Consider the following 26,049-nt stretch of genomic DNA (forward strand, 5'->3'; position numbering starts at 1 on the left):
CCGTCAGCCGACGACGACCGAGCGCGGGTCGAAACCGAAGGGCAGCTCCAGCCGGTGCGCCCGCATCAGCTGCTCGTCGCACAGCACGTCCTGGGTCCTGCCGTCCGCCACGATGGTGCCCTCGCTGAGGATCACCGCGCGCGGGCAGAGCTCCAGCGCGTAGGGCAGGTCGTGGGTCACCATCAGCACGGTGACGTCCAGCGAGCGCAGGATGTCCGCGAGCTCCCGCCGCGAGGCCGGGTCCAGGTTGGAGGAAGGCTCGTCCAGCACCAGGATCTCGGGCCGCATGGCCAGGACGGTCGCCACCGCGACCCGGCGGCGCTGCCCGAAGGAGAGGTGGTGCGGGGGCCGGTCCGCGAAGGCGGCCATCCCGACCTGTTCCAGGGCGCCGCGCACCCGCTCTTCCAGCTCGGGGCCGCGCAGCCCGGCGGCGGCCGGGCCGAAGGCCACGTCCTCCCGGACGGTCGGCATGAACAGCTGGTCGTCGGGGTCCTGGAAGACGATGCCGACCTGTCGGCGGATCCGGGCGAGGTTGCGCTTCTCCACGGGCAGGCCGGCCACAGTGACGGAGCCGACGCCACCGGTCAGGATGCCGTTGAGGTGGAGCACGAGGGTGGTCTTGCCGGCGCCGTTGGGGCCGAGCAGTGCCACCCGTTCCCCGTGCCCGACGGTGAGGTCGACTCCGAAGAGGGCCTGGTGGCCGTCGGGGTAGGCGTAGGCGAGTCCGGAGACCTCGAGTGAGGCCGATGCCTTCATTGCATCCATTTGCATCTCCTTACAGTGCCACTTCCACTACGTTGGGTCTCCTGCACCAGCAGCGGTCAGGGCTTGGCCGTCATGCGCATCCTCGGAGGCACGTGAGAAGCCGCCCCAGGCGGAGGAGTCACCTCATCAGACAGACGGCTGTCAGCATGACTGCCAGTGCTGTCAAAGGGAGCGCAGAGGCGCGCGCCCACTCTGTGGGCGTTGCCGTCACCTCGTCGATCACCGGCATGGAGCCGGCGTAGCCGCGGCTGACCATCGCGAGGTAGACCCGCTCGCCGCGTTCGTAGGACCGGATGAACAGGGCTCCCGCGGTCTTCGCGAGGACCCCCCAGTGCCGGATCCCGCGCGCTTCGAAGCCGCGGGAGCGCCGGGCGATGGACATGCGGCGCAGCTCGTCGGTGATGACGTCCCCGTACCGGATCATGAAGGAGGCGATCTGGACGAGCAGCGGCGGCAGCTTGAGCCGTTGCAGGCCCAGCAGCAGGGCCCGCAGTTCGGTGGTGGAGGCCAGGAGTACGGACGCGGCCACGCCGAGGGTGCCCTTGGCCAGTACGTTCCAGGCGCCCCAGAGGCCGGAGACGCTGAGGGACATGCCGAGGAATTCGACCCGCTCGCCCTGGGCCACGAAGGGCATCAGGACGGCGAAGGCGACGAAGGGCACCTCGATCAGGAGCCGGCGCAGCAGGAAGCCGGCCGGGATCCGGGCCACGGCGGCGGCCGCCGCGATGAGGACGGCGTACAGGCCGAAGGCCCACACCGCCTCGCGCGGGGTGGACACGACGACGACCACGAAACCGAAGGTCGCGGCGAGTTTGCAGTGCGGCGGCAGGTCGTGGACCGGCGAGTGCCCGGGCCGGTAGAGCTTGTGGGCGTGGCCTGCGCCCATGTCAGGCGGCCGGTACGGCCGTGGAGGAGGCCGTCAGGTCGGCGCTGCGACGGCGGCGGACGGTCCAGAACACCCCGGTGCCCACGACGACGGTCGCGCCGACGCCGATGACTCCGGCGAGGCCGCCGGAGAGGCGGGCGTCGGTGACGTCCTTGACGCCGTAGTCGGCGAGCGGGGAGTCGGCGGCGGCGTGATCGGTGACCTTCTGGTCGATGCCCTTGTCCGCGGCGACCTTCTCCAGTCCGTCGGGGCTGGACGAGGCGTAGAAGGAGACGAAGCCGGCCAGGGCCAGCGCGGCGACCAGGCCGGTGATCCACACCGGCTTCGTGGAGCGGGCGGCGAGGCCGACCGGCACGGCGGGCGGGGCGTCGACGAGTTCGCCGTGGACGCGCAGCTTCAGCGGGGCGGACAGGCCGCGGGCGCCGTGGACGAGGTCGGGGCGGACGGCGATCACGGCGCCGACGGTGGCGGCGGTGATGGCGGCCTCACCGATGCCGATGAGGACGTGGACGCCGACCATGGCGCCGAACACCTTGCTCAGCGGTACGTCGGTGGTGCCGCCGATCGCGTAGATGAGGGTGAAGGCGGCGGCTGCGGCGGGCACCGAGAGCAGGGCCGCGACGAAGGCGGCGACGGTGACCGAGCGGCGGCTGTCGGGCAGCAGCTTCACCAGGGCGCGGAAGACGGCGTAGGCGACGACCACGGTGACGACGGCCATGTTCACGACGTTGACCCCGAGGGCGGTCAGGCCGCCGTCGGCGAAGAGGACGCCCTGCATGAGCAGGACCACGGAGACGCACAGCACGCCCGTACAGGGGCCTACGAGTATCGCCGCGAGTGCGCCGCCCAGCAGGTGGCCGCTTGTTCCGGCGGCTACGGGGAAGTTGAGCATCTGGACGGCGAAGATGAAGGCGGCGACGAGACCGGCGAGCGGCGCGGTGCGCTCGTCGAGCTCCCGCCGGGCGCCACGGAGGCTGACGGCCACGGCTCCGGCGGCGACGACACCTGCGGCTAGGGAGACGGGGGCATCGATGAAGCCGTCGGGCACATGCATGGTTCTGCTCCGCTTCCTGCGGTCCGACGAGCGGTCCGTTGAACTGTCCGTAGAACTGACAAAATCTTCAGCCGTTCAAGAATAGTGCCCAGTTGCGAACGATTGGCAAGAGCGGTGGCATGACAAATAGCTCCGCGCGGTTTCGTGGGAATGTGCGAGGCTGGGGGCAATACGGACGCAAATGTTCCGATTCAAGGAGTCTTGTCGATGTCAGCCGCCGCCGAGAATCCGTCAGCATCAGTCACCGCCTCCCGGGGCGCGACCGCCACGGCCCCCTTCATCGAGGAGCGGGTGCGCGCCCGCGTGATCACCGACGACCCCCTCTACCGGGCCATCCCGGTCTCGCTGCGCTTCGTACCCGCCGAGCCGCTGGCCGTACGGATCGTCTTCCCCGCCGACCTCTCCCCCGACGGCACCGACAACGAGTGGGTCTTCCCCCGCGCCCTCCTGGAGGCCGGCCTGCAGGCCCCGACCGGGACGGGCGACGTCCGCGTCTGGCCCTGCGGCCGCGTACAGGCCGTCGTCGAGTTCCACTCCCCCGAGGGTGTCGCGGTGGTCCAGTTCGACATCGCCGTCCTGCGCCGCTTCCTGCGCCGTACGTACGCGCCCGCGCCCCCGGCCACCCGTTAGGCCCAGCCGGGCACGTCCGGTCCGGCATACAGGAACGGCCCCGCACCTTTCGGTGCGGGGCCGTTCCTGTCGTACTGCCGACCGGGCGGTCAGACGTTGGCCAGCTCGCGGTCCTTGTCCGGACCGGAGCCGTCCGCGGATTCCCCGAGGTGCTTGCGCAGGCTCTCGCCCTCCACGTCCACGTTCGGCAGGATCCGGTCGAGCCACTTCGGCAGCCACCAGGCCTTGTGGCCGAGCAGCGCGAGGACGGCCGGGACGATGGCCATGCGGACGACGAAGGCGTCGAAGAAGACGGCGATGGCCAGACCGAAGCCGATCATCTTGACCATCTGCTCGCTGGCTCCGATGAAGCCGGAGAACACCGCGATCATGATGACGGCCGCGGCCACGACCACCCGGGCGCTGTACTGGAACCCGGTCACGACGGCCTGGCCCGGCCGCTCTCCGTGGACGTACGCCTCACGCATGCGGGTGACCAGGAAGACCTCGTAGTCCATGGCCAGACCGAAGACCACGCCCACCATGAAGATCGGCATCATCGACATGATCGGGCCGGTCTGCTCCACCCCGAAGAGCGAGCCGAGCCAGCCCCACTGGAAGACCGCCACGACGGCGCCGAGGGCGGCGACCACCGAGAGCAGGAAGCCGAGGGCCGCCTTGAGCGGGACCAGGATCGAGCGGAAGACGAGCATCAGCAGCAGGAAGGCGAGGCCGACGACGAGTGCCAGGTAGGGCAGCAGCGCGTCGTTCATCTTCTGCGAGAAGTCGATGTTCATCGCGGTGGCGCCGGTGACGAGCACCTTGCCGCTGTCGCTGCCCTCACGGATCTCGTGGACCAGGTCCTCGGTCGCGACGGAGGACGGGCGGTCCTTCGGGACGACCGTGATGACGGCGGCGTCCTTGGCCTCGTTCTGGGCGGGCGGCACGACCGCGGCCACGCCGTCCAGACCCTTGATCCGCTCGACCGTCGCGTCGGCGAGCGCCTTGTCCCCGTCCACGACGACCATCAGCGGGCCGTTGAAGCCGGGGCCGAAGCCCTCGGAGAGCAGGTCGTACGCCTGGCGCTGGGTGGTGGAGACCGGCTGGGCGCCGTCGTCCGGCAGGCCCATCTCCAGCCTGCTCGCCGGGATCGCGATGACGCCGAGGCCGATCACGCCCGCGAGCAGCACCATGACGGGGCGGCGCAGGACGAAGCGGGCCCAGCGGGTGCCGCCGTTGGGCTTGGCCTCGGCGCCTTCGGCGACCGGCTTGCCCTTGCCGAACAGCTTGCTCTTCGTACCGGCGGGCAGCACCTTCTTGCCGGCGAATCCGAGGATGGCCGGGACCAGCGTCAGGGCGACGAGGACGGCGATGACCACGGTGCCGGCGGCGGCGAAGCCCATCTTGGTGAGCATCGGGATGTTGACGACGGCCAGGCCCACGAGGGCGATGACCACGGTCAGACCGGCGAACACGACGGCGGAGCCGGCGGTTCCGGCGGCGCGGCCCGCGGCTTCCTCGCGCTCGCGCCCCTCGGCGAGCTCCGTGCGGTAGCGGGAGACGATGAAGAGGGCGTAGTCGATGCCGACCGCGAGGCCGATCATCATCGCGAGGGTGGAGGTGGTGGAGCCGAGGTCCAGCACGTTGGCGAGCGCGGTGATGGAGGAGATGCCGATGCCCACGCCGATCAGCGCGGTCAGCAGCGGCAGTCCGGCCGCGATGAGCGAGCCGAAGGTGATGACGAGGACGATCGCGGCGATCGCGATGCCGATGATCTCGCCGGAGCCCGTCTCGGGGGCGGCCATCAGGGCGTCGCCGCCGATCTGGACGTTCAGCCCGTCGGCCTTGGCGGCCGTCCCGGCCTCGGTGAGGGCCTCACGGGTGGCGTCCGTCAGCTCCATGCCGCTGACCTTGTACTTGACGCTCACGTAGGCGGTGGAGCCGTCCTGGCTGACGGCCTTGGTCTCGTACGGGTCGGCGACCGAGGAGATCTGATCCTTGCCCGGGCCGTCCTTCAGCTCGCCGACGATCTTCTCGACCTGGGGCTTGACGGCCTCGGAGTCGACCTTTTCACCGGCCGGGGCCTTGATCACGATGCGGGCGGTGGCGCCGTCGGCGGACATGCCCGGGAAGCGCTGTTCCAGCAGGTCGAAAGCCTTCTGGGCTTCCGTGCCGGGTATGGAGAACGAGCCTGAGGTGGGTGCGGACGCCGAAGCCGCGCCGAAGCCGGCGACGAACAGCAGCGCCACCCAGACGAGGGCGACGAATCGGCGGCGCCGGAAGGCACCCCTGCCGAGTCGGTAGAGGAAGGTAGCCACGTCGGTGGTTCCCCGTTCGGGTCGTGGGATGGATCAGGGCATGGAATGCCGTTCCGACGACGAGAGCGGCGTGTCAGGAGTAGGCAGGAATCGAGCGCGGGGACAGCGCGGTTGGGCGGCTGCGCGGGTGAGCAGCCTGGGCGGGATCAGACTCCGAGGGCGGGGAAGACCACGGCGTCGATGAAGTCACCGAGGAAGCACCGGTCGACGGACCGGTCCTCGATGAGCGGGAGCGCGATGAACGCCCCGATGAGCATGTGCGGCACGAAGGCCAGGGCCGGACAGCCCGCGGCGACCTCACCCCGGTCCACCGCCCGCTGCAGCATCGTCTGAAGGCCGTTGAGCTCCGGGTCGACCAAGAGGTCCCGCAGCGCCTTGTGGAGCTCGGGGCTCGCGTGCACCGCATGGGCCAGGCCCCGCATGAGCGCGGTGTCCTTCGCCATCTGGGCGTCGTCGGAGTTCTCGACCATGACCGCGAAGTCACCGCGGATGCTGCCCGTGTCGATCTCCCGGAGGGAGACCGGCTGGGTGCAGCGCAGGGCCTTCGCGACCAGTTCGGGCTTGCTCCCCCACTGGCGGTAGAGGGTGGCCTTGCTGGACTTCGTACGGGCGGCGACCGCGTCCATGGTCAGCGCCTCGTAGCCGACCTCGCGCAGGAGGTCGAGGACCGCCCCGTGGAGTTCGGCTTCCCGCTCGGGGGTGATCCGGCTGCGACGCGACATGACCTCTTCGACCATTTCGGCATCTCCTCCCGACCGCACCAACCGAACGAAACTGTTTCGTACGGATTGACCATACCCCTCCGGCGAGCGAAACGAAACCGTTCCGTTTCGCTCGGCGAGTGGCCTCGGTCACTTCCCGGCCGCCGCCCGGTGTCCCCGCCGCGAGCCCCATGGATCACCTGTACGAGTTGCCAGCCCCCCTCAGCGCGGAAAGCATTGGGGGGTGAGTCACGACGCGGCGTACCTCCGGTTCCCCCACCTCCACGACGATCTGCTGTGCTTCGCCACCGAGGACGACCTCTGGGTGGCGCCCCTGGTTCCCCCCGGAGAGCCCGCCGGCCGGGCCTGGCGGATCACGGTCGACCGCACCCGGGTGGGCCACCCCCGGTTCTCCCCCGACGGCAGGCACATCGCCTTCACCACCTGGCGCAGCCTCGACCCCGAGATCCACCTCGCCCCCGTCTCCGGCGGCCCGGCCCGCCGCCTCAGCTACTGGGGCTCCACCGACACCCGGGTCTGCGGCTGGACCCCGCCCGACAAGGACGGCCGCAGCGACATCCTGGCCGTCTCCTCGCACGGCCAGCCCTTCTCCTACTACTCCTGGGCCTACAGCCTTCCCACCGACGGCAGCCCCGGCGGCCGGCTCCCCTGGGGGCCCGTCTCCGACATCGCCGTCCACGAGGAGACCCCGGACGGGCAGGAGCCGGGCGAGCGGCGCACCCTGCTGCTGACCGGCAAGCCCCCGCACGAGCCCGCCGCCTGGAAGCGCTACCGGGGCGGCGCCACCGGCCGGCTGTGGCTGCACGGCGAGCGGCTGCTCGAGGGCATCGAAGGCCACCTGGACTCACCGATGTTCGTGGGCGGCCGGATCGCCTTCCTCTCCGACCACGAGGGCATCGGCAACCTCTACTCCTGCTTGCCCGACGGCACGGACCTGCGCCGGCACAGCGACCACGAGGAGTTCTACGCCCGGCACGCCTCCAGCGACGGCTCCCGGATCGTCTATCAGTGCGCCGGCGACCTGTGGATCGTCGAGTCGCTGGCCCCGGACACCTCCCCGCGCAAGCTGGAGGTCCGCCTCGGCGGCCCCCGGGCGGGCCGCCGCACCTACCAGGTCCCGGCCGCCAGCCACGTCGACTCCCTCTCCGTCGACGCCACCGGGCGGGCCAGCGCCGTCGTCGTGCGCGGCAGCCTGTACTGGCTCACGCACCGCGACGGCCCCGCCCGCACCATCGCCGACACCCCGGGCGTACGGGTCCGGCTGCCCGAGATGCTCGGCAGCGGCGGGCAGGTGGCGTACGTGACGGACGCGGAGGGCGAGGACGCGATCGAGATCGCCTACCTGCCCCGGGCCTCCGGCGACCGCGAGCCGCGCCGGCTCGCCTCGGGCGCGCTGGGCCGCGTACTGGAGCTGCTCTCCGATCCGGACGGAGAGCGGCTCGCGATCGCCTCCAACGACGGGCGGCTGCTGCTCATCGACGCCACCGAGGAGTCCAACGGGGAGGCCGGCGAGCTGATCCGGTCCGAGAACGGGCCCGTCACCGACCTCGCCTTCTCCCCCGACGGCTGCTGGCTGACCTGGTCGCATCCGGGCATCGGCCGCTCGCTGCGCCAGATCAAGATGGCCCGGATCTCCGGGCCGGGCGCGCACACGATCGTGGACGTCACCAACGGACGCTTCGAGGATGAGAGTCCGGTCTTCACCCGGGACGGGCGCTACCTCGCCTTCCTGTCCTGGCGCGGCTTCGACCCCGTCTACGACGTCCATACCGGAGACCTGTCCTTCCCGCTGGGCTGCCGCCCCTACCTGGTGCCGCTGTCCTCGGCCACCCCCTCCCCCTTCGCCTTCTCCCCGGACGGCCGCCCGGCGGCGGGCGGTCTCGACCCGGTCGAGGGGGACTCGGAGTCCGGGGACGGCGCGGTCATGGTGGAGGTGGAGGGCCTGGAGAGCCGGGTCACGCCCTTCCCCGTGTCGGCGTCCAAGTACTCGGCCCTGTACCCGGTGAGCGGCGGCGGACTGGTGTGGCTGCGCTGGCCGATCTCGGGCGCCCTCGGCGAGACCTTCGCCAATCCGGCCGACACCAGCGGCAAGCCGACGCTGGAGTACTTCGACCTCACCAAGGCCCGTAAGACGGAGTTGGCTTCCGGGCTGGACTGGTTCGCGCTCAGCGGCGACGGCACCCGGCTCGTGGTCAACGACGACGGGGACCTGCGCGCGGTCCCGGCGACCGAATCGGGAGACACCGACTCCACCGTCTACCTGGACCTGCGGCGCATCCTGCACGAGGTGGACCCGGCGGCCGAGTGGCGCCAGGCCTTCGAGGAGGCGGGGCGGCTCATCCGCGCCTACTTCTGGGAGCCGCAGATGTGCGGCATCGACTGGGACGCAGTGCTGCGCCAGTACCGTTTCCTGGTCGAACGGGTCGCCTCCCCCGACGAGTTCGCCGACCTGATGCGCGAGGTCCTCGGCGAGCTCGGCACCTCGCACGCGTACGTGTCCCCGGCCCGCCGCAACGAAGGGCCCCCGCACTACCAGCGGGCCATCGGCCTGCTCGGCGTCAACCTCTTCCCCCGCGACGGGGCCTGGGTCGTCGGCCGGATCCTGCCCGGCGAGTCCTCCGACTCCAAGGCCCGCTCCCCCCTCGCGGGCACCGGGATCCGCGAGGGCGCGGTCCTCACCCACGTGGACGGCCGGCCGGTGGACCCGGTCGCCGGCCCGTACCCGCTGCTGTCGGCGGCCGGCGGCACCACCGTGGAGCTCACCTTCGAGCCCGCCGAGGGGCAGGGCCGCTCGCGCCGGGTGGCGGTCGTCCCGCTGATCGACGAGCGGCCGCTGCGCTACCAGGACTGGGTGGCCAAACGCCGCGCGGTGGTCCGCGAGATCAGCGGCGGCCGGTGCGGATACCTGCACATCCCCGACATGGGCGGCTCGGGCTGGGCGCAGTTCAACCGCGACCTGCGGGCGGAGATGTCGAAGCCCGCCCTGCTCGTGGACGTACGCGGCAACGCCGGCGGGCACATCAGCGAGCTGGTGGTGGAGAAGCTGACCCGCTCGATCCTCGGCTGGGACCTGACCCGCAACGCCCAGCCCGTCTCCTACGCCTCCAATGCGCCCCGGGGCCCGATCGTGGCGCTGGCCGACGAGGCGACCTCCTCCGACGGGGACATGATCACGGCCGCCTTCAAGCTGCTGGGACTCGGCCCGGTCGTGGGCCAGCGCACCTGGGGCGGGGTGGTCGGCATGACCGGCCGGCACACCCTCGGCGACGGCACGGTGATCACGGTGCCGATGAACGCGGCCTGGTTCCCCGAGTACGGCTGGTCCGTGGAGAACCAGGGCGTTGAGCCCGACCTGCCGATCCTGCGCACCCCGCTCGACTGGGCGGAAGGGCGGCACGCGCAGCTCGACGACGCCGTGCACCTGGCGCTGGAGCTGCTGGAGCAGGACCCGGCGGCGGTACCGCCCGGGTACACGGACGTACCGGACCGGCGCCGGCCGAAGCTGCCGCCGCGGGGGTGACCCCGCGCGGCGGGGGGCCGTAGGGCATGCGAAAGGGGTGCGACCCGGAAACGGCGGGTCGCACCCCTCAGCGCGTGGAGCCGCTGCTCGTCAGGTGCTACTTGTCGAAGTTCTCGTCGAAGGTGTCACGGGCCTTGTCCCTGGCCTGGTCCACCGTCTGCGAGCCGCGCTCGGACGCCTCGTCCTGCTGACCGGCGGCCGCGGCCTTCGCCTTCTCCGCGAGGTCCTTCGCCTTGTCCTGGAACTGGTCCCTGATGCCCATGTGTCCTCACTCCTGCAACGGTGTTCGGTAAGGGGAACGCGACCAGTCTTACCCAGAGGGGCATTCCTCGCATTCCGGTCGGCTGCTCTGGCTGCGCTCCTGCTCGTCCGCGGCCCCGCCGGCCCCGACAAGCCCCTTGGAAACGCCGGCCAGTCGGGGTTCGAAGCGCTTCATCTCGCGCTGACCGACTGCCGAGATGATCGCGGGAAGGTATCCGCGGAACCCCTGCATTCCGCGCAGCCACCACTGCGCGTACACGTGCGCGGAGCGCCGCTCGATGCCCGCCACGATCCGGTCGACGGCCGGCCCCAGCGGGTACGTCTGGTTCGACGGCCACGGCAGCCGCTGGCGCAGCTCGCGCATGACCTCGTCCTGGTCGGCGCCGCGCACCATGTCGGTGTCGGTCCAGGACAGGTAGCCGACCCCCACCTTGACCCCCTTGTAGCCGACCTCGGCGCTCAGACAGTGCGCGAAGGCCTCGACCCCGGACTTGGAGGCGCAGTAGGCGGTCATCATCGGCGCCGGGGTGATCGCCGCGAGCGAGGCGATCTGCAGGAAGTAGCCGCGGCTCTCCATCAGCACGGGCAGGAAGGCCCGGGCGGTGACGGCGCCGCCGATGAGGTTGACCTCGATGACCCGGCGCCAGGCGTCGGGGTCGGAGTCGACGAACGGCCCGCCGGAGGCGACGCCCGCGTTGGCGACGACGATGTCCACCTTGCCGAAGCGCAGCTTGACCTCCTGCGCGACCCGGGCCATCGCCTCGTGGTCGGTGACGTCGGCGTACCAGTGGTCGCTGTCGGTGTGCAGCCGCTCCGAGACCTCCTTGAGGGCCTCGGGCTCCAGGCCCACCAGGGCCACCTTCGCGCCGCGCGCGGACAGTTTGCGGGCGAGCAGTTCGCCGACCCCGCGCGCCGCCCCCGTGACGACGGCGACCTGGCCTTCCAGACTCCTGCGAGCACTCACGGTGTCTTCTCCTTCGCGGGCTGGTGGTTCGGGGAATCCGGGGAATCCAGGGAGTCCGGGCCGACCGGAACGGGTGCGACGGGCGCGAGATACACCTCGGCGAGCTCGCGCACCGCGGCGGTGACGGCCTCCGGGGCCTCGATCGGGCTCATGTGCCCCACCCCGGTCAGTTCGGTGAGCCCTACGCAGTTCGGCAGCGCGGCAGCCAGCCCCCGGGCGTGCACGATCGGTGTCAGCCGGTCGCTCTTGCCGCCGATGACGGCGGTGGGCACGGTGAGCGCGGCCAGCTGCGCGTCGAGGTCCAGGGCGGCCAGCACCCCGGACCAGGCGTGGCGCACCGGCGTGGGGCAGGCGTGGACGATCCGCGCGCAGGCCTCGACCTTCTCGGGCGCGGAGCCGGGGCCCATCGTGGCGTACTTCAGCACTCTGCGGGCGACGGGGGTGACGGGCCCGAGCGGGGCCCGGGATCCCAGGACCGCGCCGGTGACACGGGTCCTCGCGCGGCCGGCGCGCCACGGCAGGACCAGCGACTCCTCGACCAGCCGGCCGCTGCCGGTGTTGCACAGCAGCGCGGCCGCGACGTGTTCGGCGAACTCCGGCCGGGCGGCGGCGGCCATGATCGTCATCCCGCCCATGGAGTGGCCCGCGACGACGGCCTTCTCGCCGGGGGCGAGGGCGGCCTCCAGGACCGCGACCAGGTCGTCGGCGAGGGCGGCGGTGCCGTACCCGGAGCCGACGGGGCTGCGGCCGTGGCCCCGCTGGTCGTAGGCGATGACCCGGTGCCCGGTGGTCAGGGCCCGTATCTGCGCGGCCCAGAACGCCGTGGAACAGGTCCAGCCGTGCGCGAGCACGACGGCCGGGGCCCCTTCCTCGCCGTGCACCTCCACGTGCAGGCGCGATCCGTCGGCGGAGGTGGCGACCAGCTCGCGGCGGGCCGCCGGCGGGGCGTAGGGTCCCGCGGTCACGTGCATCAGGCGGCTCACGCGGCATCCTCCTCGGCGGCGGCGGGCTCGGCGGCGGGGCCGGCGGCCTTCGGGACGGCCTCGGCCCGCGCAGGCTTCGCGGCCTTCGCGTTCGCGGCCTGGCCGGGAGCCTCGGACCGGGCGGGTGCTCCGGCGCCCGCCGGGACCCGCTCGCGCTCCCGGTGGCGTACGACCTCGTACTCGCTCAGGTCCACGCCCAGCGTCTCCTTGCGGAACTCCCCGGTGGTGCCCGGCCAGACGGTGGTGTTGCGGCCCTGCGCGTCCAGGTACCAGCTGGTGCAGCCGCCGGTGTTCCAGACGGTGCGCTCCATGCGCGTCTGGACGTGGCGGTTCCAGGCGTTGACGGCCGAGGGCCGGGCGGCCAGCGCCACCCGTCCGCCCAGCACGTCCAGCTGGCGCAGGTAGTCCGCCATGTAGTTCAGCTGCGATTCGATCATCAGGATCATCGAGCTGTTCCCGAGCCCGGTGTTCGGCCCGATGATCGTCATCCAGTTCGGGAAGCCCGCCGCGGTCGCCCCGCGCAGCGACTGCATCCCGTCCTTCCACTCCTCGGCGAGGGTCTTGCCCTCGGCGCCCACCACGCGGTCGGCGATCGGCATGTCCGTGACGTGGAAGCCGGTGCCGAAGACGATCGCGTCGACCTCGGTCTCGGTCCCGTCGGCCGCGACCAGCGCCGAACCCCGGATCTCCTTCAGCCCGGAGGCGACGAGGTCCACGTTCGGCCGGGCGAGCGCCGGGTAGTACTCGCTGGAGAGCAGGATCCGCTTGCAGCCGATCCGGTACGAGGGCGTCAGCTTGGCCCGCAGCGCCGGGTCCTTGATCGAGCGCGCCATGTTCGCCTTGGCCAGGGACTCGATCAGCCCGAGCTGGCCCGGCCGCTTGGTGAAGGCGCTGACCTGGAGTTCGCGGATCCCCCACAGCAGGGCGCGGCGGGCCGCCCGGGTGAAGGGGAGCTGGCGGTGCAACCAGCGCTCCGCCGCGGTGATCGCCCGGTCGGTGCGCGGCATCACCCACGGCGGGGTGCGCTGGAAGAGGGTGAGCCGCTCCACCTCGGGCGCGATGGCGGGCACGATCTGGATGGCGGAGGCGCCCGTACCGATCATGGCGACGCGCTTGCCTCGCAGGTCGTAGTCGTGGTCCCAGCGAGCGGAGTGGAAGACCTTGCCGGGGAAGCCGGCGAGACCGGGCACCTCGGGCATCTTCGGGTCCGACAGCGGCCCGGTGGCGGAGACGACCACGTCGGCGGTGAACTCCCCGCCCGAGGTCTCGATCTCCCACCGCATCGCGTCCGCGTCCCACCTCATCATCCGGACCTCGTGGTTCAGCCGGATGTGGCGGCGCAGTCCGAAGGTGTCCGCGACGTGCTCCAGGTACTCCCGGATGGCCGGCTGCCCGGAGAAGGTGCGGGGCCAGTCGGGATTGGGCGCGAAGGAGAACGAATACAGATGGGAGGGCACGTCGCAGGCGCACCCGGGGTAGTTGTTGTCCCGCCAGGTGCCGCCGACGGAGTCGGCGCGCTCCAGGACGACGAAGTCCGTGATCCCCTCGCGCCGCAGCCGCACCGCGGCGCCCAGCCCGCCGAACCCGGATCCGATCACCGCCACGCGTACGTGCTCGCGCCCGTCCATGCCACCGCCCATGCCAGCCACCTTCGGATGCCGATGCCAACGCCCACTCGAATGCTGCCAGCAATCACTGGCACAATCGGGAGGGTAGAGCAGCCCCGTACTCATGGGTAGGGGTCGCGCCGGGAAAGTTACCGGGAGTACGCCCTGGCCCTGTACCGGGCGTCGCGACCCGGTGAACCTTCCCGGCCACAGCACTAGGCTGCGCACGTGCAGGACGACGCGACGCAGGACGCAGCCCACACCACGGGAGCAGGGACCACAGTGCGCGAATACCGCACGGAGGAGCTGGCCGAGGCCGCCGGCATCCCCGTACGCACCCTGCGCTTCTACCGCGAGCGCAAGCTCCTGCCGCCACCGCGCCGCGAGGGCCGCATCGCCTGGTACGACGACCACCACCTGGCCCGGCTGCACACCGTCGCCGCCCTGCTGGAGCGCGGCCACACCCTCGGCGGCATAGCCGAGCTGACCATCGCCTTCGAGAACGGCCGCGACGTCGGCCAGCTCGGCGAGCTGCTCGGCATGGGCTGGTCGGAGGAGACCCCGGTCCGCCTGACGCCCGAGGCCCTCGCCGACTACTTCGAGGGCGAGGTCACCCCGGAGAACCTGGCGGCCTCGCTCGACCTCGGCTACCTCGCCACCGACGGCGAGGAGATCGTCCACGTCAGCCGCCGGCTCCTGGACGTCTCCTCGGCCCTGGTCCGCGAGGGCGTACCGCTCTCGGCCGTCCTGGAGGCGGGCCGCCGGGTGCGCGAGCACGCGGATGCGATGGCGGCCCTGTTCGCGGAACTCATCTCCACGCACATCTCCGAGGAGGCGGTCACCCGTCTGCGCCCCCTGGCCAAGAGCGTGGTCGAGGCCGAGCTCACGATGGCCATGGACCGCCTGCGCCCGGCGACACCGGGCCGGCCGGTGGCCGACTCGCCGGTGGCGGGCTCGCCCATGTCCGGTCAGCCCGTGTCCGACTCACCCGCGTCCGGTCAGACTCCCAGTTCGTAGACCACGGTCACGGGCGCGTGGTCGGACCACCGCTCGGGGTGCGTCTCGGCCCGCTCCACGAACGCCTTGACGGCCTTGGCCGCCAACCCCGGCGTCGCCACCTGCAGGTCGATCCGCCAGCCGGCGTCGTTGTCGAATGCCCGCCCGCGGTAGGACCACCAGGAGTACGGGCCCTCGGTGTCGGGGTGCAGGCTCCGCACCACGTCCACGTACCCGGCGGTGTCGTACACCTGCCCGAGCCACTCGCGCTCCTCGGGCAGGAAGCCGGCGTTCTTCCGGTTGGTCTTCCAGTTCTTCAGGTCGGCTTCCCGGTGGCAGATGTTCCAGTCACCGCAGACGACGACCTCGCGCCCCTCCCCGGCGGCCCGCACCTTGAGCCCCTGCAGATAGCCGAGGAACTCGTCCATGAACCGGTACTTCTCGTCCTGCTTCTCGGTCCCGGCCTCCCCGGACGGCAGGTAGAGGCTGGCCACGGTCACACCGGGCAGATCGATCTCCAGGTACCGCCCGCTCGCGTCGAATTCCTCGCTGCCGAAGCCGACCTGCACCCGCTCCGGCGCCCGCCGCGAGTAGAGCGCGACCCCGGCCCGCCCCTTGGCGGCGGCCGGCGCGAACACGGTGTGCCACCCCTCGGGCGCCCGGACCTCGTCCGGAATCTGCCCCTCCTCGGCCCGTACTTCCTGCAGGCAGACGACGTCGGCGTCCGACCCGGCGAGCCACGGGGAGAACCCCTTCTTGGCGGCAGCGCGGATCCCATTCACATTCACGGAGGTCACAGAGAACATCCCTGCACGATAGCCGGAGCGTTCCGTAGGCTGTTCTGATGTCTCAGGAGATCCAGGTCCGCCCCGTGTCGTACGACGACCCGGACGCGGTCAAGCTCAATGACCAAGTGCAGATCGAGTACCAGGAGCGCTACGAGGGCGAGGGCGACGTCACCTTCCTCGACCCGGCGATGTTCGACCCGCCGAACGGCCTCTACCTCCTCGCCTACGACGCCTCCGGCACCCCGATAGCCAGCGGCGGCTGGCGCGGCCACGAAGCGAACGACGAGGGCTACGCGGACGGCGACGCCGAGCTGAAGCGCATGTACGTGATCCCCGAGGCCCGCGGCCTGGGCCTGGCCCGCCGCATCCTCGCCGCCCTCGAAGCGGACGCCCGCGCGGCCGGCCGCGTGCGCATGGCCCTGGAAACCGGCGACCAGCAGCCGGAGGCGATAGCCCTCTACCTCTCCGAGGGCTACACCGTGACGTCCGCCAAGTTCGGCCACTACCGCTTCCACGACTCCAGCCGCTGCATGACGAAGCCGCTGAACCCCGTCTAGGACGTCGGCCGGTGCAGGGGCCGGGGCCGGACCTCAGATCGAGCTCTGAACTGCGCACCGGCAGGGTCCCTCGGCCAGGCGTCCCGCCCACACTGGAGCGAGGACGTCGGCACGAGCCAACGGGGGCCCCATGCACACCGACCGGCACGTCTACGAGCTGGCCCATCTCGCCGGTGGGCCCCAACGCGTCGCCGAGAGCGCCCTGGTCGCCCTGCGCGACCTCGGCGCGATCACCGTCACCGGCCCCCGCGTCCGCGCCACCCCGGCCGCGCCCGCGCCCGCCAGGCACCCGGTAGAGGGGGTTCTCACCGCGTACTGCTCGCGCGGGCGCGGTGTGGCGGCCGCGATCGCGGTGGTGCGCGAAGCTCCCGAGACCGAGGAGATAGGGCGCCGGCTGCGCGCCCTCGGGCTCGTCGGCCGATTCCGTCACCGCCCCACCCGGGCGGGCCGCCGGCTGCTCGCGGAGGCGAAGGCGGCGGCCGCGCACCCCCCGTACGTCCTCGTGGGCCCGTCCGCGATCGAGGACCGGATGCTGCGGGGCCTGATCACCAGCACCCGCAAGCCCACGGTCCTGCACCGGCTGGGATTTCGCCCGCCGGCCCTGGACCGCGGCATCAACGGGAACTTCAACTCGGGTCAGGACTTCAGCAGCTTCGGATGCTCAGGAGGCAACTCCTGATTCCGCACCCGGGCGGCCACTGAAGGAACCGACGATGCGATGGATCAGACGAGTGCGCGGTCGCCCCCGTGGCCGGTCTGGCCACCGGTGCTGACGCCCTCGCGCCCTGCGCGGTGATGCGCCGAGCCCGTCGGACACGGGCCACCCGGGCCACCCCCGCAAACGCCGAAATCCCGCCCAGCCTTTCGGCTGAACGGGATCTCGAGACGTTCTCGGGAGCAACCCGCGAACTGTCGTTTGTGGACCTGTGGGGATTTGAACCCCAGACCCCCTCGATGCGAACGAGGTGCGCTACCAGACTGCGCCACAGGCCCTTGCGACGTGTGAAACATTAGCATCCCCTCGCGGGTGCTCCAAAACCGATACCGGGGAGCGTCCGCGCAGGTCATCGATCACTCGTTCGCCGCGCGCGGCCTCTCGTCACCTTCGTACTGGTCGAAGAGCGGGGTACGTGCCGCGTCGCGCGGGCGGGCACGCGGGGACGGGGGCGCCGGCTGGGCGCGCAGGCGGGGTTCCGTCGGCTCGGCCGTGCTGGAGCGGGTGGCGCTCCAGGGGTCCGGGGTCGCCGGGCCGGTGGCGCGCGGGGCGACCGGGGCCGTCACGTACGTCGGCAGCGGGACCGGGACGGGCTCCCAGCTGTCACCGCGGGCGGGTCCGCGCTCGCGCTCGCGCTGCTGGTCCACCCACTCCGCGTGGTCGGTCTGCTCGACCAGGGCGCGCCGGCCGGCCTCCTGCGGGGAGACGGGTGGCGCGGGGTCCGGGTCGGAGCCGGCCGCGGCCTCGGGCTCCCGGCGGCGGGGACGGTTCTCGCGCAAGCGGCGGGCGGCCGCTTCGGCGCGGCGCCGGTCCATGGTGAACTCGTAGCGGCGTCGCTCCTGGACCCGCAGGTGCACGATGTACGTACTCAGGAGCAGGGCGGGGACCGCCGGGGCCCACAGGTAGTGGAGTCCGCCGACGGCTGCGGCGACCGCGCCGAAGGTGAAGATCAGGAAGAGCAGTGCGGTGGTGCGCCGGCGGCGGGCCAGGGCGACCAGGCGCTGCTCGCGGCGGGCCCGCTCCGCGCGGTCGGCCCGCTCGGAGGCGGCCGCCCTCGGCTCGGACCGGGTCGGCGGGGGCACGACGACCGCCCGGGCGTCGGCGGCGTCCACGGCGTTCACCGTTTCCGTCGCGGCGTCCGGGTCCGCGGGGGGCCGGGGCTGCGCCTCCTCGTCACCGCGCTCACGCAGTCCCTTGGCGTAACGGCGCTCCATTCCCGCCCGGCCGGAAAGCAGCCGGATGGCGGTGGAGAAGCGTTCCGTCGGACGAGCTTCGTTCAGCTCGTCCTGCCTCCGGAGCCACATGGGCACCAAGTAGGCGGCCCAGGCCCCGACAATGACTGCGTAGATGAGGCCGCTGCTGCTCACACCCCACACCGTAGAGGGGCGCGGCCGGGCGGATCCGCCAATTGGGGCGGCGTGTCGCGCGATCTCGCTGATATCACGGACTTTTTTTGTGATTCTTCGGATCAGGTTATGGGCGAATCGGTCATTGGACTAAAGAATTCGAACAGATATCTGATTTCTATTGTCCCGGCGGCGTGTCGGAACCGTGCGGATGACGCTCCCGGTGCCAGCGGCGCAGCAGCCCTTCCGGCACTTCCTCCGCCGTCAGCGCGTACACGAGGTGATCGCGCCAGGCCCCGTCGATGTGCAGGTAGCGCGGACGCATCCCCTCCTCGCGGAAGCCGAGTTTCTCCACCACCCGCCGGCTCGGACCGTTCTCCGGCCGGATACACACCTCGATCCGGTGCAGCCCGACCTTGCCGAAGCAGTGGTCCACGGCCAGTGCGACCGCCGTCGGCATCACGCCGCGGCCCGCCACGTCCCGGTCCACCCAGTAGCCCACGTGGCCCGCGCACATCGAGCCCCACGTGATCCCGGCGACCGTCAGCTGGCCCACCAGGCGGCCCTGGTACTCGATGACGAACGGCAGCATGCGCCCCGCGTTCGCCTCGCCCCGCAGGTGGCGCACCATCTGGCGGTACGTCGGCCGCTGGATCACCGGCCCCCAGGGCGCGGGCGGCGGGATCGTCGCCTCCCACGGCCGCAGCCAGTCGCGGTTGCGGCGGTTGACCTCGCGCCAGGCGGCCTGGTCCCGCAGCTTTATCGGCCGGAGCGTGACATCGCCGTCCGCCAGCACCACCGGCCAGGAGGGGCCGTTCAGCTCGGGCTCCCCGCGGGTCTGCCCTCGGGACGAGGGTGGTCGCCGCCCCGGATCTGGTCGACGGCGTGGAGCAGGATGCGGGACAGGACCGCGGTCCCGTCGCGGACCCCGCCCGTGGAACCGGGCAGGTTCACGATCAGGGTGCGTCCGGCCACGCCCGCCAGCCCCCGCGACAGCGCCGCGGTGGGCACCTTGGCCAGGGACTCGGCGCGAATGGCCTGCGGGATGCCCGGGATCTCGTAGTCCAGCACCCGGGCGGTGGCGTCGGGGGTCCGGTCGGTCGGCGAGATGCCGGTGCCGCCGGTGGTCAGGATGACGTCGTAGCCGGCGGCCACGCCCTCGCGCAGGGCCGCCTCCACGGGGTCCCCGTCGGGCACCACACGCGGGCCGTCCACCGCGAAGCCGAGCGCGCGCAGCCCCTCGGCGAGCACCGGGCCGCCCTTGTCCGCGTACACGCCCTGCGAGGCCCGGTTCGAGGCCGTCACCACCAGCGCACGCAACGACCCGGAGTCCGAGGGGGCCGCGGAGGCCACGGGCTGCGGTCCCTGGCTGTGGCTGTGGCTGTGGACCTCGCCGCCGCGGGGGGCGTTCACGAGCGCGCCCAGTCGCCGGACTTGCCGCCCGTCTTCTCCTCGACCCGCACGTCGGTGATGACCGCGCCCTTGTCGACGGCCTTGACCATGTCGATCACGGTGAGCCCGGCGACGGCGACGGCGGTCAGCGCCTCCATCTCGACGCCGGTGCGGTCGGTGGTCTTGACGGTGGCGAGGATCTCGACGGCCTCGTCGGTGACCTTCAGGTCCACCTTCACCCCGGAAACAGCCAGCGGGTGGCACAACGGGATCAGGTCGGGGGTCCTCTTCGCGCCCATGATCCCGGCGATCCGCGCGGTGGCGAGGGCGTCACCCTTGGGCACGCCCTCGCCCCGCAGCAGTTCGATGACCCTGGGAGAGACGAGCACGCGGCCGCTGGCCCGCGCCGTCCGGGTGGTGACGTCCTTCGCCGAGACGTCGACCATCCGGGCCGCGCCGGCCTCGTCGATGTGCGTCAGCCTGGTGCCGGCGGCGCCGCCGGCGCTGCTCTGCTCAGGGGGTACGGGGGTCTCCCCCCGGGAATGTGCTGCCATATCTGCGTGCCGCTCCCGTCCGGGCCCCGCAAGGGCCTGTGTGGTGCAACACGCTACCCGTATCCGCCGGACCTCAGCCGAGCAGGACCACTTCCAGCTCGGCCCCGGGCTCCACCGAGGTGACGTCCTCCGGTACGACCATCAGCGAGTCGGCGTGCGCCAGCGCGGCGATCAGGTGCGAGCCCGATCCGCCGACCGGGCTGACCGTGCCGCTCTCGGCGTCGTACTTGCCGCGCAGGAACTGGCGGCGGCCCGCCGGGGAGCCGAGCGCCTTGTCCGCCTTGAGCACCGCGCGCACGCTCGGCCGGCTGACCTCGGAGGCGGGCAGGCCCATGAGGGCGCGGATCGCGGGGCGCACGAACAGCTCGAAGGAGACGTAGGAGGAGACCGGGTTGCCGGGCAGGGCCAGCAGCGGGGTGTGGTCGGGGCCGATGGTGCCGAAGCCCTGGGGCTTGCCGGGCTGCATGGCGAGCTTGCGGAAGTCGATGCCGGCGCCGTCGACGTCGTCGTCGCCCGTGGAGAGGTCCGTGAGGGCTTCCTTGACCACGTCGTACGCGCCGACGCTGACCCCGCCCGTGGTGACCAGCAGGTCGGCCCGGATGAGCTGGTCCTCGATGGTGGAACGCAGGGTGTCGGCGTCGTCGGCGACGGCTCCGACCCGGTAGGCGATGGCTCCGGCGTCCCGCGCGGCGGCGGCCAGGGCGAAGCTGTTGGAGTCGTAGATCGTGCCGGGCGTCAGGGCCTCGCCGGGCTGCACCAGTTCGCTGCCGGTGGACAGGACGACCACGCGCGGACGGGGACGCACCCGTACGGTGCCCCGCCCGATGGCCGCCAGCAGGGCGATCTGCGGCGGGCCGAGGACGGTGCCGGCGGCGAGCGCGAGGTCACCGGCCTGTACGTCGCTGCCGCGCGCGCGGACGTGCGCCCGTGCCCCGGCGGGGCGGTGGACCCGTACCTCGCCCGCGGCGCCCTCGGGCGACGCACTGGCCGGGGTCATCGCGGAGGCGGCGCCGCCGCCCGTACCGCCGTCGGTCCACTCGACCGGTACGACGGCTTCCGCGCCGGGGGGCAGCGGGGCGCCGGTCATGATGCGGGCGGCCTGGCCGGGGCCCACGGTCGGCAGGTCGCCGCTGCCGGCCGCCACATCCCCGATGACCGTCAGCACCGCGGGGAACTCCTCGCTGGCGCCCTGGACATCGGCCGTCCGGACGGCGTAGCCGTCCATCGAGCTGTTGTCGAAGGGCGGCAGGGCGACGGGCACGGTGACGTCCTCGACCAGGACACAGCCCTGGGCGTCCATCAGCTGGAGCTCGATGGGCTCCAGCGGCCGGACCGTCCCGAGGACGTCCGCCAGGTGCTCGTCCACCGACCAGAGGCGCTGAGTGCCGTCGGCCGAACGAGGATGCTGCGGTGCGTCGGGCTTGCTCAAGGTCCTACATCTCCTCCGTGACGTAATGGCGAAGCCAGGTGCGGAACTCCGGGCCCAGGTCCTCACGCTCGCACGCGAGTCGGACGATGGCCCGCAGGTAGTCCCCGCGGTCCCCGGTGTCGTAGCGGCGGCCCCGGAAGACCACGCCGTGCACCGGGCCGCCGATGGTCTCGTCGGCGGCCAGCTTCTGCAGGGCGTCGGTCAGCTGGATCTCGCCGCCGCGGCCCGGCTCGGTCTCACGCAGTATGCCGAAGATCGCCGGATCGAGGACGTACCGTCCGATGACCGCGTAATTGCTGGGCGCGTCCTGGGCGTCCGGCTTCTCCACGAGACCGGTGATGCGGACCACGTCCGAGTCGTCGGTGGGCTCGACCGCGGCGCAGCCGTAGAGGTGCACCTGTGAGGGATCGACCTCCATCAGCGCGACGACGGTACCGCCGGCGCTCTGCTGGATCTCCGTCATCCGGCGCAGCAGCGGGTCGCGGGGGTCGATGAGGTCGTCACCGAGAAGAACGGCGAAGGTCTCGTTGCCGACGTGCGGCTCGGCGCAGAGCACGGCGTGGCCGAGGCCCCGGGGGTCGCCCTGGCGGACGTAGTGCATGGTGGCCAGGTCGCTGGACTCCTGGACCTTCTTGAGCCGGTCGTCGTCGCCCTTGGCGATCAGCGCGGACTCCAGCTCGTAGTTGCGGTCGAAGTGGTCTTCGAGAGCCCGCTTGTTACGACCCGTGATCATGAGGATGTCGTCGAGGCCGGCCGACACGGCTTCCTCGACGACGTACTGGATGGCCGGCTTGTCGACCACCGGCAGCATTTCCTTGGGTGTTGCCTTGGTTGCCGGAAGGAACCGAGTGCCGAGGCCCGCGGCCGGGATGACGGCCTTTTTGATCACGGGGTGCAACTGAGTCATGGGCGGAACGATAGTGCCTCGTGGATGGGGCCACGTGAGATTCAGATGAACATGTTCAGCTTTACCCCGACAGAAAGGGATACGAGCCACCCGTGACAGAGAAACAGACTTCCAGCGCCAAGACGGACCTGCGCCGGGAACTCCTCGCGGCCCGCCGCGCCTTGTCCGCCGACACCCTCCGTACGGCGGCCCGCGCCCTCTCCCGCTCCGCCCTCGAGCTCCCCGAGCTGACGGCCGCGCACACCGTGGCGGCCTACGTCTCCATCGGCTCCGAACCCGGCACCCACGCACTGCTCGACGCACTGCGGGCGGCCGGCAAGCAGGTGCTGCTGCCCGTCCTGCTGCCCGACAACGACCTCGACTGGGCGGCGTACGAAGGCCCGGACAGCCTGGCCGAGGCCGTGCACCCGGGGAAGATGCGGCTCCTGGAACCCGCCGGTCCACGCCTCGGCCCGGACGCGGTGACCGGCGCCGACGCCGTGCTGCTGCCCGGACTGGCCGTGGACCGGCGGGGGATGCGGCTCGGGCGGGGCGGAGGCTCGTACGACCGGGTGCTGGAACGGCTGGAGCGGGCCGGGGCGCACCCCGCGCTGGTCGTGCTCCTCTACGACGACGAGGTGGTCGCACGGGTCCCGGAGGAACCGCACGACCACCCCGTACAGGCGGTGGCCACCCCCTCGGGGGTGCGCCGCTTCAGCTCATGAGCCCTCGGGCTTCAGGGTGAGGGTCTCGACCGCGGCCTTGTCCACGGCGTCCCTGCCGAAGGGCCAGTCCAGCAGTTCGCCCTTGGCCCACAGGCTCGTCTGGTCCGTGTAGTGGTCGTGGTACGCGTGCCCCGAGGCGCCCGTCAGGTTGATCCAGCGGGACTTGTCGAAGTCGGCCAGGTTCACGACCATCCGCATCGACGGCACCCAGGTGACCCCGTACCCGCTGGAAGCGTTCCAGCCGGTCGCGTTGACGGTGGCCTCGCCGCCGCCCAGGTTCCAGGGGCCTCGGTTGAGGAGCCACTGCAGGTAGCCGGGGCCCTCGGTGCCGATCGTCTGGTTCTTCAGCATCAGCTGGTGCAGCCGGCCCCAGCTCCAGGTCGACTGGTCCTTGCCGAGCTTGGCGGTCAGCTCCCAGCGGGCGTCCTTCATGGCCCGCGCGAAGAGCTGGTCGCGGGTGGTGGTGGCGGCCACGGTGCGGCCCACGGCGGGCGCCTGCCACCACTGCGACTTCTCGTCCTTGATCAGGCGGCGGACCACCTCGAACCAGCGGTCGCCGCCGTCGGGCTGCGCCGAGTCGGAGGCGCGCGTACCGCATTCGCGGACCATCTTGGCGAGGTCGTCGGCCGGACCGGTGGTCTGCTCGGGGACGTTCATGCAGCTGCCCTCGACGCGCAGCTCCTTCGGCATCTTGTCGCCGAAGGCCAGCTCGAGGATGTTGCGCCAGACCGCGTTGAAGTACGCGGCGGCCGCCGAGTCGGGCTCCTGGGTGTAGTTCCAGCCCTCCAGCAGCTTCTGCGCGGAGCGGACGTCCGGGTCCGCGACGTCGATCTTGGCCAGCAGCGGGGTCAGCAGCGCGGCGATCTCGCTGCTGTTGTCCATCTGCATGGTGCGCATGTCGTCGGTGGAGATCTTCCCGCTGTCCTTGATCTTCGCCTCGATGAGGTCGTTGATCCGCTGGCTGCGGGCGCCGTAGCCCCAGTCGGTGGTCAGCAGGTGCGGGTACGTGCCCGCGGTGGTGCCGCTCTCCACGACCGCCTGGTTCGCGGTCACGATGTAGCCGCGGGCCGGGTTGTAGTCGTACGGCATCTCGTCCTGCGGGATGTAGCCGGCGCTGCCGCCCTTCCAGGCGTACCGCGAGTCCCAGCCCGGGGCCGGCATCCTGCCGTCACCGGTGGTGCGGACCGGGATGCGGCCCGGGGCCTGGTAGCCGATGTTGCCGTTGGGGCCCTTGTTGTCGGCATAGATCAGGTTCTGCGAGGGAACCTCGAAGTCGCGGGCCGCCAGACGGAACTCCGGGAAGTTCTTGGCCCGGTTGATCTTGAAGACGGCGTCCATCGACTTGCCGGGGTCCAGCGCGGTCCAGCGCAGGGAGACCCCGTAGCCGTTGGCGCGGTCGGGAGCGGCGCTGCTCACGGGGGCGCGGGCGCCCACCGTGGCGATCTCCTCGCTGCGGTCGGAGATCAGCGGTCCGTTGTTGGTGCTCCGGACGGTGATCTTCTTCTCACCGCCGCCGGCGATCTTGATGACCTCTTCGCGGGTGGTGAAGGGGAGCACCTTGTTGTCGTAGACGTACCCCTCGGGCTTGACCTGCTCCAGGTAGAGGTCGGTGACGTCGGCGCCGAGGTTGGTCATGCCCCAGGCGATGTCGGCGTTGTGGCCGATGACCACGCCCGGCATGCCGGAGAAGGTGTAGCCCGCCACGTCGTACTGGCACGCGGCCGAGGCCGCCCGGCAGTGCAGGCCCATCTGGTACCAGACCGAGGGCAGCTGCGGGGAGAGGTGCGGGTCGTTCGCGAGCAGCGGCTTGCCGGTGGTCGTGTACTGGCCCGAGACGACCCAGGAGTTCGATCCGATGCCGCTGCCGGCGGGGCCGAGGATCGCGGGGATCTCGTCGAGGGTCTCGGCCAGCGCGCCGAGCTGCGTCCGCAGGCCGACGGTGGCGCCCTGGGCGGTGGCGTTGCCGGCCAGCCCGGTCTGGGTGTCGGTCGCGGAGCCGGTCTGCGCGGAGACCTGGGAGCCGGTGGCGCCGCCCTGGGAGCCGGAGCCCACCGGGCTGCCGGAGCCCGAACCCTGCGGGGCGTACTTGCCGCCCTTGACGGTGCCGTCCTCGACGATCGGCTTGTTCCGCTCGAAGGGGTACGGCGGGTAGAGGTCGTTGATCTGCGCCTGCGACAGCTTGCCGGTCATCAGGGCGCGGTCGATCTCGTCCTGCATGTTGCCGCGCAGGTCCCAGGCCATCGCCTTGAGCCAGGCCACCGAGTCGACCGGGGTCCACTGCTCGGGCTGGTAGTCGTCGCTGAGCTCGAGGGCGGCGTGCTCGACGGAGAAGTCCTTGCCGGCCTTCCCCTTCAGGTACGCGTTGACCCCGTCGGCGTAGGCCTGCAGGTACTTCTTCGTATCCGGCGACAGCTTGGTGTCGTACTCCTGCTGCGCGACCTGGCGCCAGCCGAGCGTGCGCAGAAAGGCGTCCGTCTCGACCTGGCCGGCGCCGAACATCTCCGAGAGCCGGCCCGAGGTCATGTGGCGGCGTACGTCCATCTCCCAGAACCGGTCCTGCGCGTGCACGAAGCCCTGCGCGCGGAAGAGGTCGTCGTCGGAGTCGGCGTACAGCTGGGGGATTCCGTTGGCGTCGCGCTTGACGTCCACGGTCCCGGCCAGGCCGGGCACCTTGAGGGAGCCGGTGGTCTGCGGGAACGAGGCCCGCACGCTGTCCACGCTCCAGTACGCCCCGTAGCCGAGGCCAGCGAAGAGCGCCAGCACCAGGACGAGCACGATCAGACGGGCGCGTCGTCCCTTCTTCTTGACGGAAGGGGCGGTTTCGTTGGCGGGCATCGCTGTCCTTAGAGGGGCAGGGTGGTCCTGGGAGTGCTGGGAGCAACCATAGGCGCAGGACCACCCCCGGTGATCCGCCAGGGGTCGAGCTCGTGGTCCGTCCCCCGCGGACGGCTCTTGACGACGGGTCACGAGGA

The 26,049-nt window shown here is 71.7% G+C and carries 22 protein-coding genes, 1 tRNA gene and 1 pseudogene; 6 read left to right on the forward strand and 18 right to left on the reverse strand.

All coding sequences use genetic code 11. The features are described 5' to 3' along the window. Positions 1 to 3: 3 nt before the first annotated feature. The 3 genes from OTB20_RS13870 to OTB20_RS13880 form a co-directional block, all read right to left on the reverse strand. The gene (locus tag OTB20_RS13870) at positions 4 to 771 is read right to left on the reverse strand and encodes an energy-coupling factor ABC transporter ATP-binding protein (protein ID WP_267817511.1); all 768 of its coding nucleotides are present in this window, start codon (positions 769 to 771) and stop codon (positions 4 to 6) included. Between the two features lie 112 nt (positions 772 to 883). After that, a complete protein-coding gene (gene cbiQ / locus OTB20_RS13875; protein ID WP_267817512.1) occupies positions 884 to 1,651 on the reverse strand; it encodes a cobalt ECF transporter T component CbiQ in 768 nt (255 codons plus the stop codon). 1 nt (position 1,652) lies between these two features. Next, the gene (locus OTB20_RS13880) at positions 1,653 to 2,705 is read right to left on the reverse strand and encodes an energy-coupling factor ABC transporter permease (protein ID WP_267817513.1); all 1,053 of its coding nucleotides are present in this window, start codon (positions 2,703 to 2,705) and stop codon (positions 1,653 to 1,655) included. 207 nt (positions 2,706 to 2,912) lie between these two features. On the opposite strand from OTB20_RS13880, the gene OTB20_RS13885 reads away from it, so the two are divergent. Further along, positions 2,913 to 3,335, forward strand: a complete 423-nt coding sequence (locus tag OTB20_RS13885; protein ID WP_267817514.1) for an SsgA family sporulation/cell division regulator — start codon at positions 2,913 to 2,915, stop codon at positions 3,333 to 3,335. 89 nt (positions 3,336 to 3,424) lie between these two features. On the opposite strand, the gene OTB20_RS13890 is transcribed toward OTB20_RS13885, so the two are convergent. Together OTB20_RS13890 and OTB20_RS13895 are read right to left on the reverse strand one after the other, a co-directional pair. Continuing rightward, the gene (locus tag OTB20_RS13890) at positions 3,425 to 5,632 is read right to left on the reverse strand and encodes an MMPL family transporter (RefSeq protein WP_267817515.1); all 2,208 of its coding nucleotides are present in this window, start codon (positions 5,630 to 5,632) and stop codon (positions 3,425 to 3,427) included. Positions 5,633 to 5,778: 146 nt separating this feature from the next. Next, positions 5,779 to 6,369 (reverse strand): TetR/AcrR family transcriptional regulator, encoded by a 591-nt coding sequence (locus tag OTB20_RS13895; protein WP_267817516.1) that lies wholly within the window; start codon positions 6,367 to 6,369, stop codon positions 5,779 to 5,781. Positions 6,370 to 6,577: 208 nt separating this feature from the next. Here OTB20_RS13895 and OTB20_RS13900 point away from each other — a divergent pair, with 208 nt between their 5' ends. Beyond that, positions 6,578 to 9,874 carry a S41 family peptidase gene (locus tag OTB20_RS13900; protein WP_267817517.1) on the forward strand — a complete coding sequence of 1,099 codons (3,297 nt, stop codon included), beginning with the start codon at positions 6,578 to 6,580 and terminating at the stop codon, positions 9,872 to 9,874. A 97-nt stretch (positions 9,875 to 9,971) separates the two neighbouring features. Here the strand turns inward: OTB20_RS13900 and OTB20_RS13905 are convergent, their stop codons facing one another. The 4 genes from OTB20_RS13905 to OTB20_RS13920 are packed head-to-tail and all read right to left on the reverse strand — an operon-like array spanning position 9,972 to position 13,710. Then, on the reverse strand, positions 9,972 to 10,136 hold the full coding sequence (locus OTB20_RS13905; protein WP_267817518.1) for a hypothetical protein: 165 nt from the start codon (positions 10,134 to 10,136) through the stop codon (positions 9,972 to 9,974). Between the two features lie 48 nt (positions 10,137 to 10,184). Next, the gene (locus OTB20_RS13910) at positions 10,185 to 11,099 is read right to left on the reverse strand and encodes an SDR family oxidoreductase (protein ID WP_267817519.1); all 915 of its coding nucleotides are present in this window, start codon (positions 11,097 to 11,099) and stop codon (positions 10,185 to 10,187) included. Then, on the reverse strand, positions 11,096 to 12,082 hold the full coding sequence (locus OTB20_RS13915; RefSeq protein WP_267817520.1) for an alpha/beta fold hydrolase: 987 nt from the start codon (positions 12,080 to 12,082) through the stop codon (positions 11,096 to 11,098). Before OTB20_RS13915 ends, OTB20_RS13910 begins: the two co-directional genes overlap by 4 nt. Beyond that, entirely contained in the window at positions 12,079 to 13,710 is a 1,632-nt protein-coding gene (locus OTB20_RS13920; RefSeq protein WP_267817605.1) for a flavin-containing monooxygenase, read from the reverse strand. Before OTB20_RS13920 ends, OTB20_RS13915 begins: the two co-directional genes overlap by 4 nt. A 207-nt stretch (positions 13,711 to 13,917) precedes the next feature. Here OTB20_RS13920 and OTB20_RS13925 point away from each other — a divergent pair, with 207 nt between their 5' ends. Then, positions 13,918 to 14,706, forward strand: coding sequence for a MerR family transcriptional regulator (locus OTB20_RS13925; RefSeq protein ID WP_267817521.1), 789 nt, complete (start codon positions 13,918 to 13,920; stop codon positions 14,704 to 14,706). Here OTB20_RS13925 and OTB20_RS13930 read toward each other — a convergent pair. Beyond that, positions 14,688 to 15,491 carry an exodeoxyribonuclease III gene (locus OTB20_RS13930; protein ID WP_267817522.1) on the reverse strand — a complete coding sequence of 268 codons (804 nt, stop codon included), beginning with the start codon at positions 15,489 to 15,491 and terminating at the stop codon, positions 14,688 to 14,690. The two genes, OTB20_RS13925 and OTB20_RS13930, sit on opposite strands and share 19 nt — an antisense overlap. 38 nt (positions 15,492 to 15,529) lie before the next feature. Between OTB20_RS13930 and OTB20_RS13935 the strand changes: the two genes are divergently transcribed. Continuing rightward, a complete protein-coding gene (locus OTB20_RS13935; protein WP_267817524.1) occupies positions 15,530 to 16,030 on the forward strand; it encodes a GNAT family N-acetyltransferase in 501 nt (166 codons plus the stop codon). Positions 16,031 to 16,142: 112 nt separating this feature from the next. Then, positions 16,143 to 16,709: pseudogene (locus OTB20_RS13940) on the forward strand (TIGR04222 domain-containing membrane protein); the annotation flags it as partial. Between the two features lie 240 nt (positions 16,710 to 16,949). Here the strand turns inward: OTB20_RS13940 and OTB20_RS13945 are convergent. From OTB20_RS13945 to galU, 7 genes are all read right to left on the reverse strand, one after another. After that, a tRNA-Ala gene (locus tag OTB20_RS13945) sits at positions 16,950 to 17,023 on the reverse strand. A 78-nt stretch (positions 17,024 to 17,101) separates the two neighbouring features. After that, positions 17,102 to 18,112: a gephyrin-like molybdotransferase receptor GlpR gene (glpR, locus tag OTB20_RS13950; RefSeq protein WP_267817526.1), complete on the reverse strand. Its 1,011-nt coding sequence runs from the start codon at positions 18,110 to 18,112 to the stop codon at positions 17,102 to 17,104. Between the two features lie 157 nt (positions 18,113 to 18,269). Continuing rightward, complete coding sequence (locus OTB20_RS13955) at positions 18,270 to 18,890, reverse strand: GNAT family N-acetyltransferase (protein ID WP_267817528.1); 621 nt, start codon at positions 18,888 to 18,890, stop codon at positions 18,270 to 18,272. A gap of 17 nt (positions 18,891 to 18,907) precedes the next feature. After that, on the reverse strand, positions 18,908 to 19,444 hold the full coding sequence (locus OTB20_RS13960; RefSeq protein ID WP_267817606.1) for a MogA/MoaB family molybdenum cofactor biosynthesis protein: 537 nt from the start codon (positions 19,442 to 19,444) through the stop codon (positions 18,908 to 18,910). 56 nt (positions 19,445 to 19,500) lie between these two features. After that, on the reverse strand, positions 19,501 to 20,037 hold the full coding sequence (moaC, locus tag OTB20_RS13965; RefSeq protein ID WP_267756564.1) for a cyclic pyranopterin monophosphate synthase MoaC: 537 nt from the start codon (positions 20,035 to 20,037) through the stop codon (positions 19,501 to 19,503). Positions 20,038 to 20,110: 73 nt separating this feature from the next. Continuing rightward, positions 20,111 to 21,466, reverse strand: coding sequence for a gephyrin-like molybdotransferase Glp (glp, locus tag OTB20_RS13970; protein ID WP_267817530.1), 1,356 nt, complete (start codon positions 21,464 to 21,466; stop codon positions 20,111 to 20,113). 4 nt (positions 21,467 to 21,470) lie between these two features. Continuing rightward, positions 21,471 to 22,373 carry a UTP--glucose-1-phosphate uridylyltransferase GalU gene (gene galU / locus OTB20_RS13975; RefSeq protein ID WP_267817532.1) on the reverse strand — a complete coding sequence of 301 codons (903 nt, stop codon included), beginning with the start codon at positions 22,371 to 22,373 and terminating at the stop codon, positions 21,471 to 21,473. Positions 22,374 to 22,465: 92 nt separating this feature from the next. On the opposite strand from galU, the gene OTB20_RS13980 reads away from it, so the two are divergent. Continuing rightward, the gene (locus tag OTB20_RS13980; protein ID WP_267817534.1) at positions 22,466 to 23,077 is read left to right on the forward strand and encodes a 5-formyltetrahydrofolate cyclo-ligase; all 612 of its coding nucleotides are present in this window, start codon (positions 22,466 to 22,468) and stop codon (positions 23,075 to 23,077) included. On the opposite strand, the gene OTB20_RS13985 is transcribed toward OTB20_RS13980, so the two are convergent. Then, on the reverse strand, positions 23,072 to 25,912 hold the full coding sequence (locus tag OTB20_RS13985) for a penicillin acylase family protein (protein WP_267817536.1): 2,841 nt from the start codon (positions 25,910 to 25,912) through the stop codon (positions 23,072 to 23,074). The genes OTB20_RS13980 and OTB20_RS13985 overlap by 6 nt on opposite strands. Positions 25,913 to 26,049: the final 137 nt, after the last annotated feature.

Origin of the sequence: Streptomyces sp. H27-H1, from assembly GCF_026627445.1 — a bacterium.
Lineage (GTDB): Bacteria > Actinomycetota > Actinomycetes > Streptomycetales > Streptomycetaceae > Streptomyces.

Bases quoted from the DNA above. Each gene is read 5' to 3' on its own strand.
- OTB20_RS13885 (WP_267817514.1), top strand. From the start codon at position 2,913: ATGTCAGCCGCCGCCGAGAATCCGTCAGCATCAGTCACCGCCTCCCGG.
- OTB20_RS13870 (WP_267817511.1), bottom strand. From the start codon at position 771: ATGCAAATGGATGCAATGAAGGCATCGGCCTCACTCGAGGTCTCCGGA.
- OTB20_RS13920 (WP_267817605.1), bottom strand. From the start codon at position 13,710: ATGGACGGGCGCGAGCACGTACGCGTGGCGGTGATCGGATCCGGGTTC.
- OTB20_RS13985 (WP_267817536.1), bottom strand. From the start codon at position 25,912: ATGCCCGCCAACGAAACCGCCCCTTCCGTCAAGAAGAAGGGACGACGC.
- OTB20_RS13905 (WP_267817518.1), bottom strand. From the start codon at position 10,136: ATGGGCATCAGGGACCAGTTCCAGGACAAGGCGAAGGACCTCGCGGAG.
- OTB20_RS13880 (WP_267817513.1), bottom strand. From the start codon at position 2,705: ATGCATGTGCCCGACGGCTTCATCGATGCCCCCGTCTCCCTAGCCGCA.
- cbiQ (WP_267817512.1), bottom strand. From the start codon at position 1,651: ATGGGCGCAGGCCACGCCCACAAGCTCTACCGGCCCGGGCACTCGCCG.
- galU (WP_267817532.1), bottom strand. From the start codon at position 22,373: ATGACTCAGTTGCACCCCGTGATCAAAAAGGCCGTCATCCCGGCCGCG.
- moaC (WP_267756564.1), bottom strand. From the start codon at position 20,037: ATGGCAGCACATTCCCGGGGGGAGACCCCCGTACCCCCTGAGCAGAGC.
- OTB20_RS13935 (WP_267817524.1), top strand. From the start codon at position 15,530: ATGTCTCAGGAGATCCAGGTCCGCCCCGTGTCGTACGACGACCCGGAC.
- OTB20_RS13895 (WP_267817516.1), bottom strand. From the start codon at position 6,369: ATGGTCGAAGAGGTCATGTCGCGTCGCAGCCGGATCACCCCCGAGCGG.
- OTB20_RS13930 (WP_267817522.1), bottom strand. From the start codon at position 15,491: ATGTTCTCTGTGACCTCCGTGAATGTGAATGGGATCCGCGCTGCCGCC.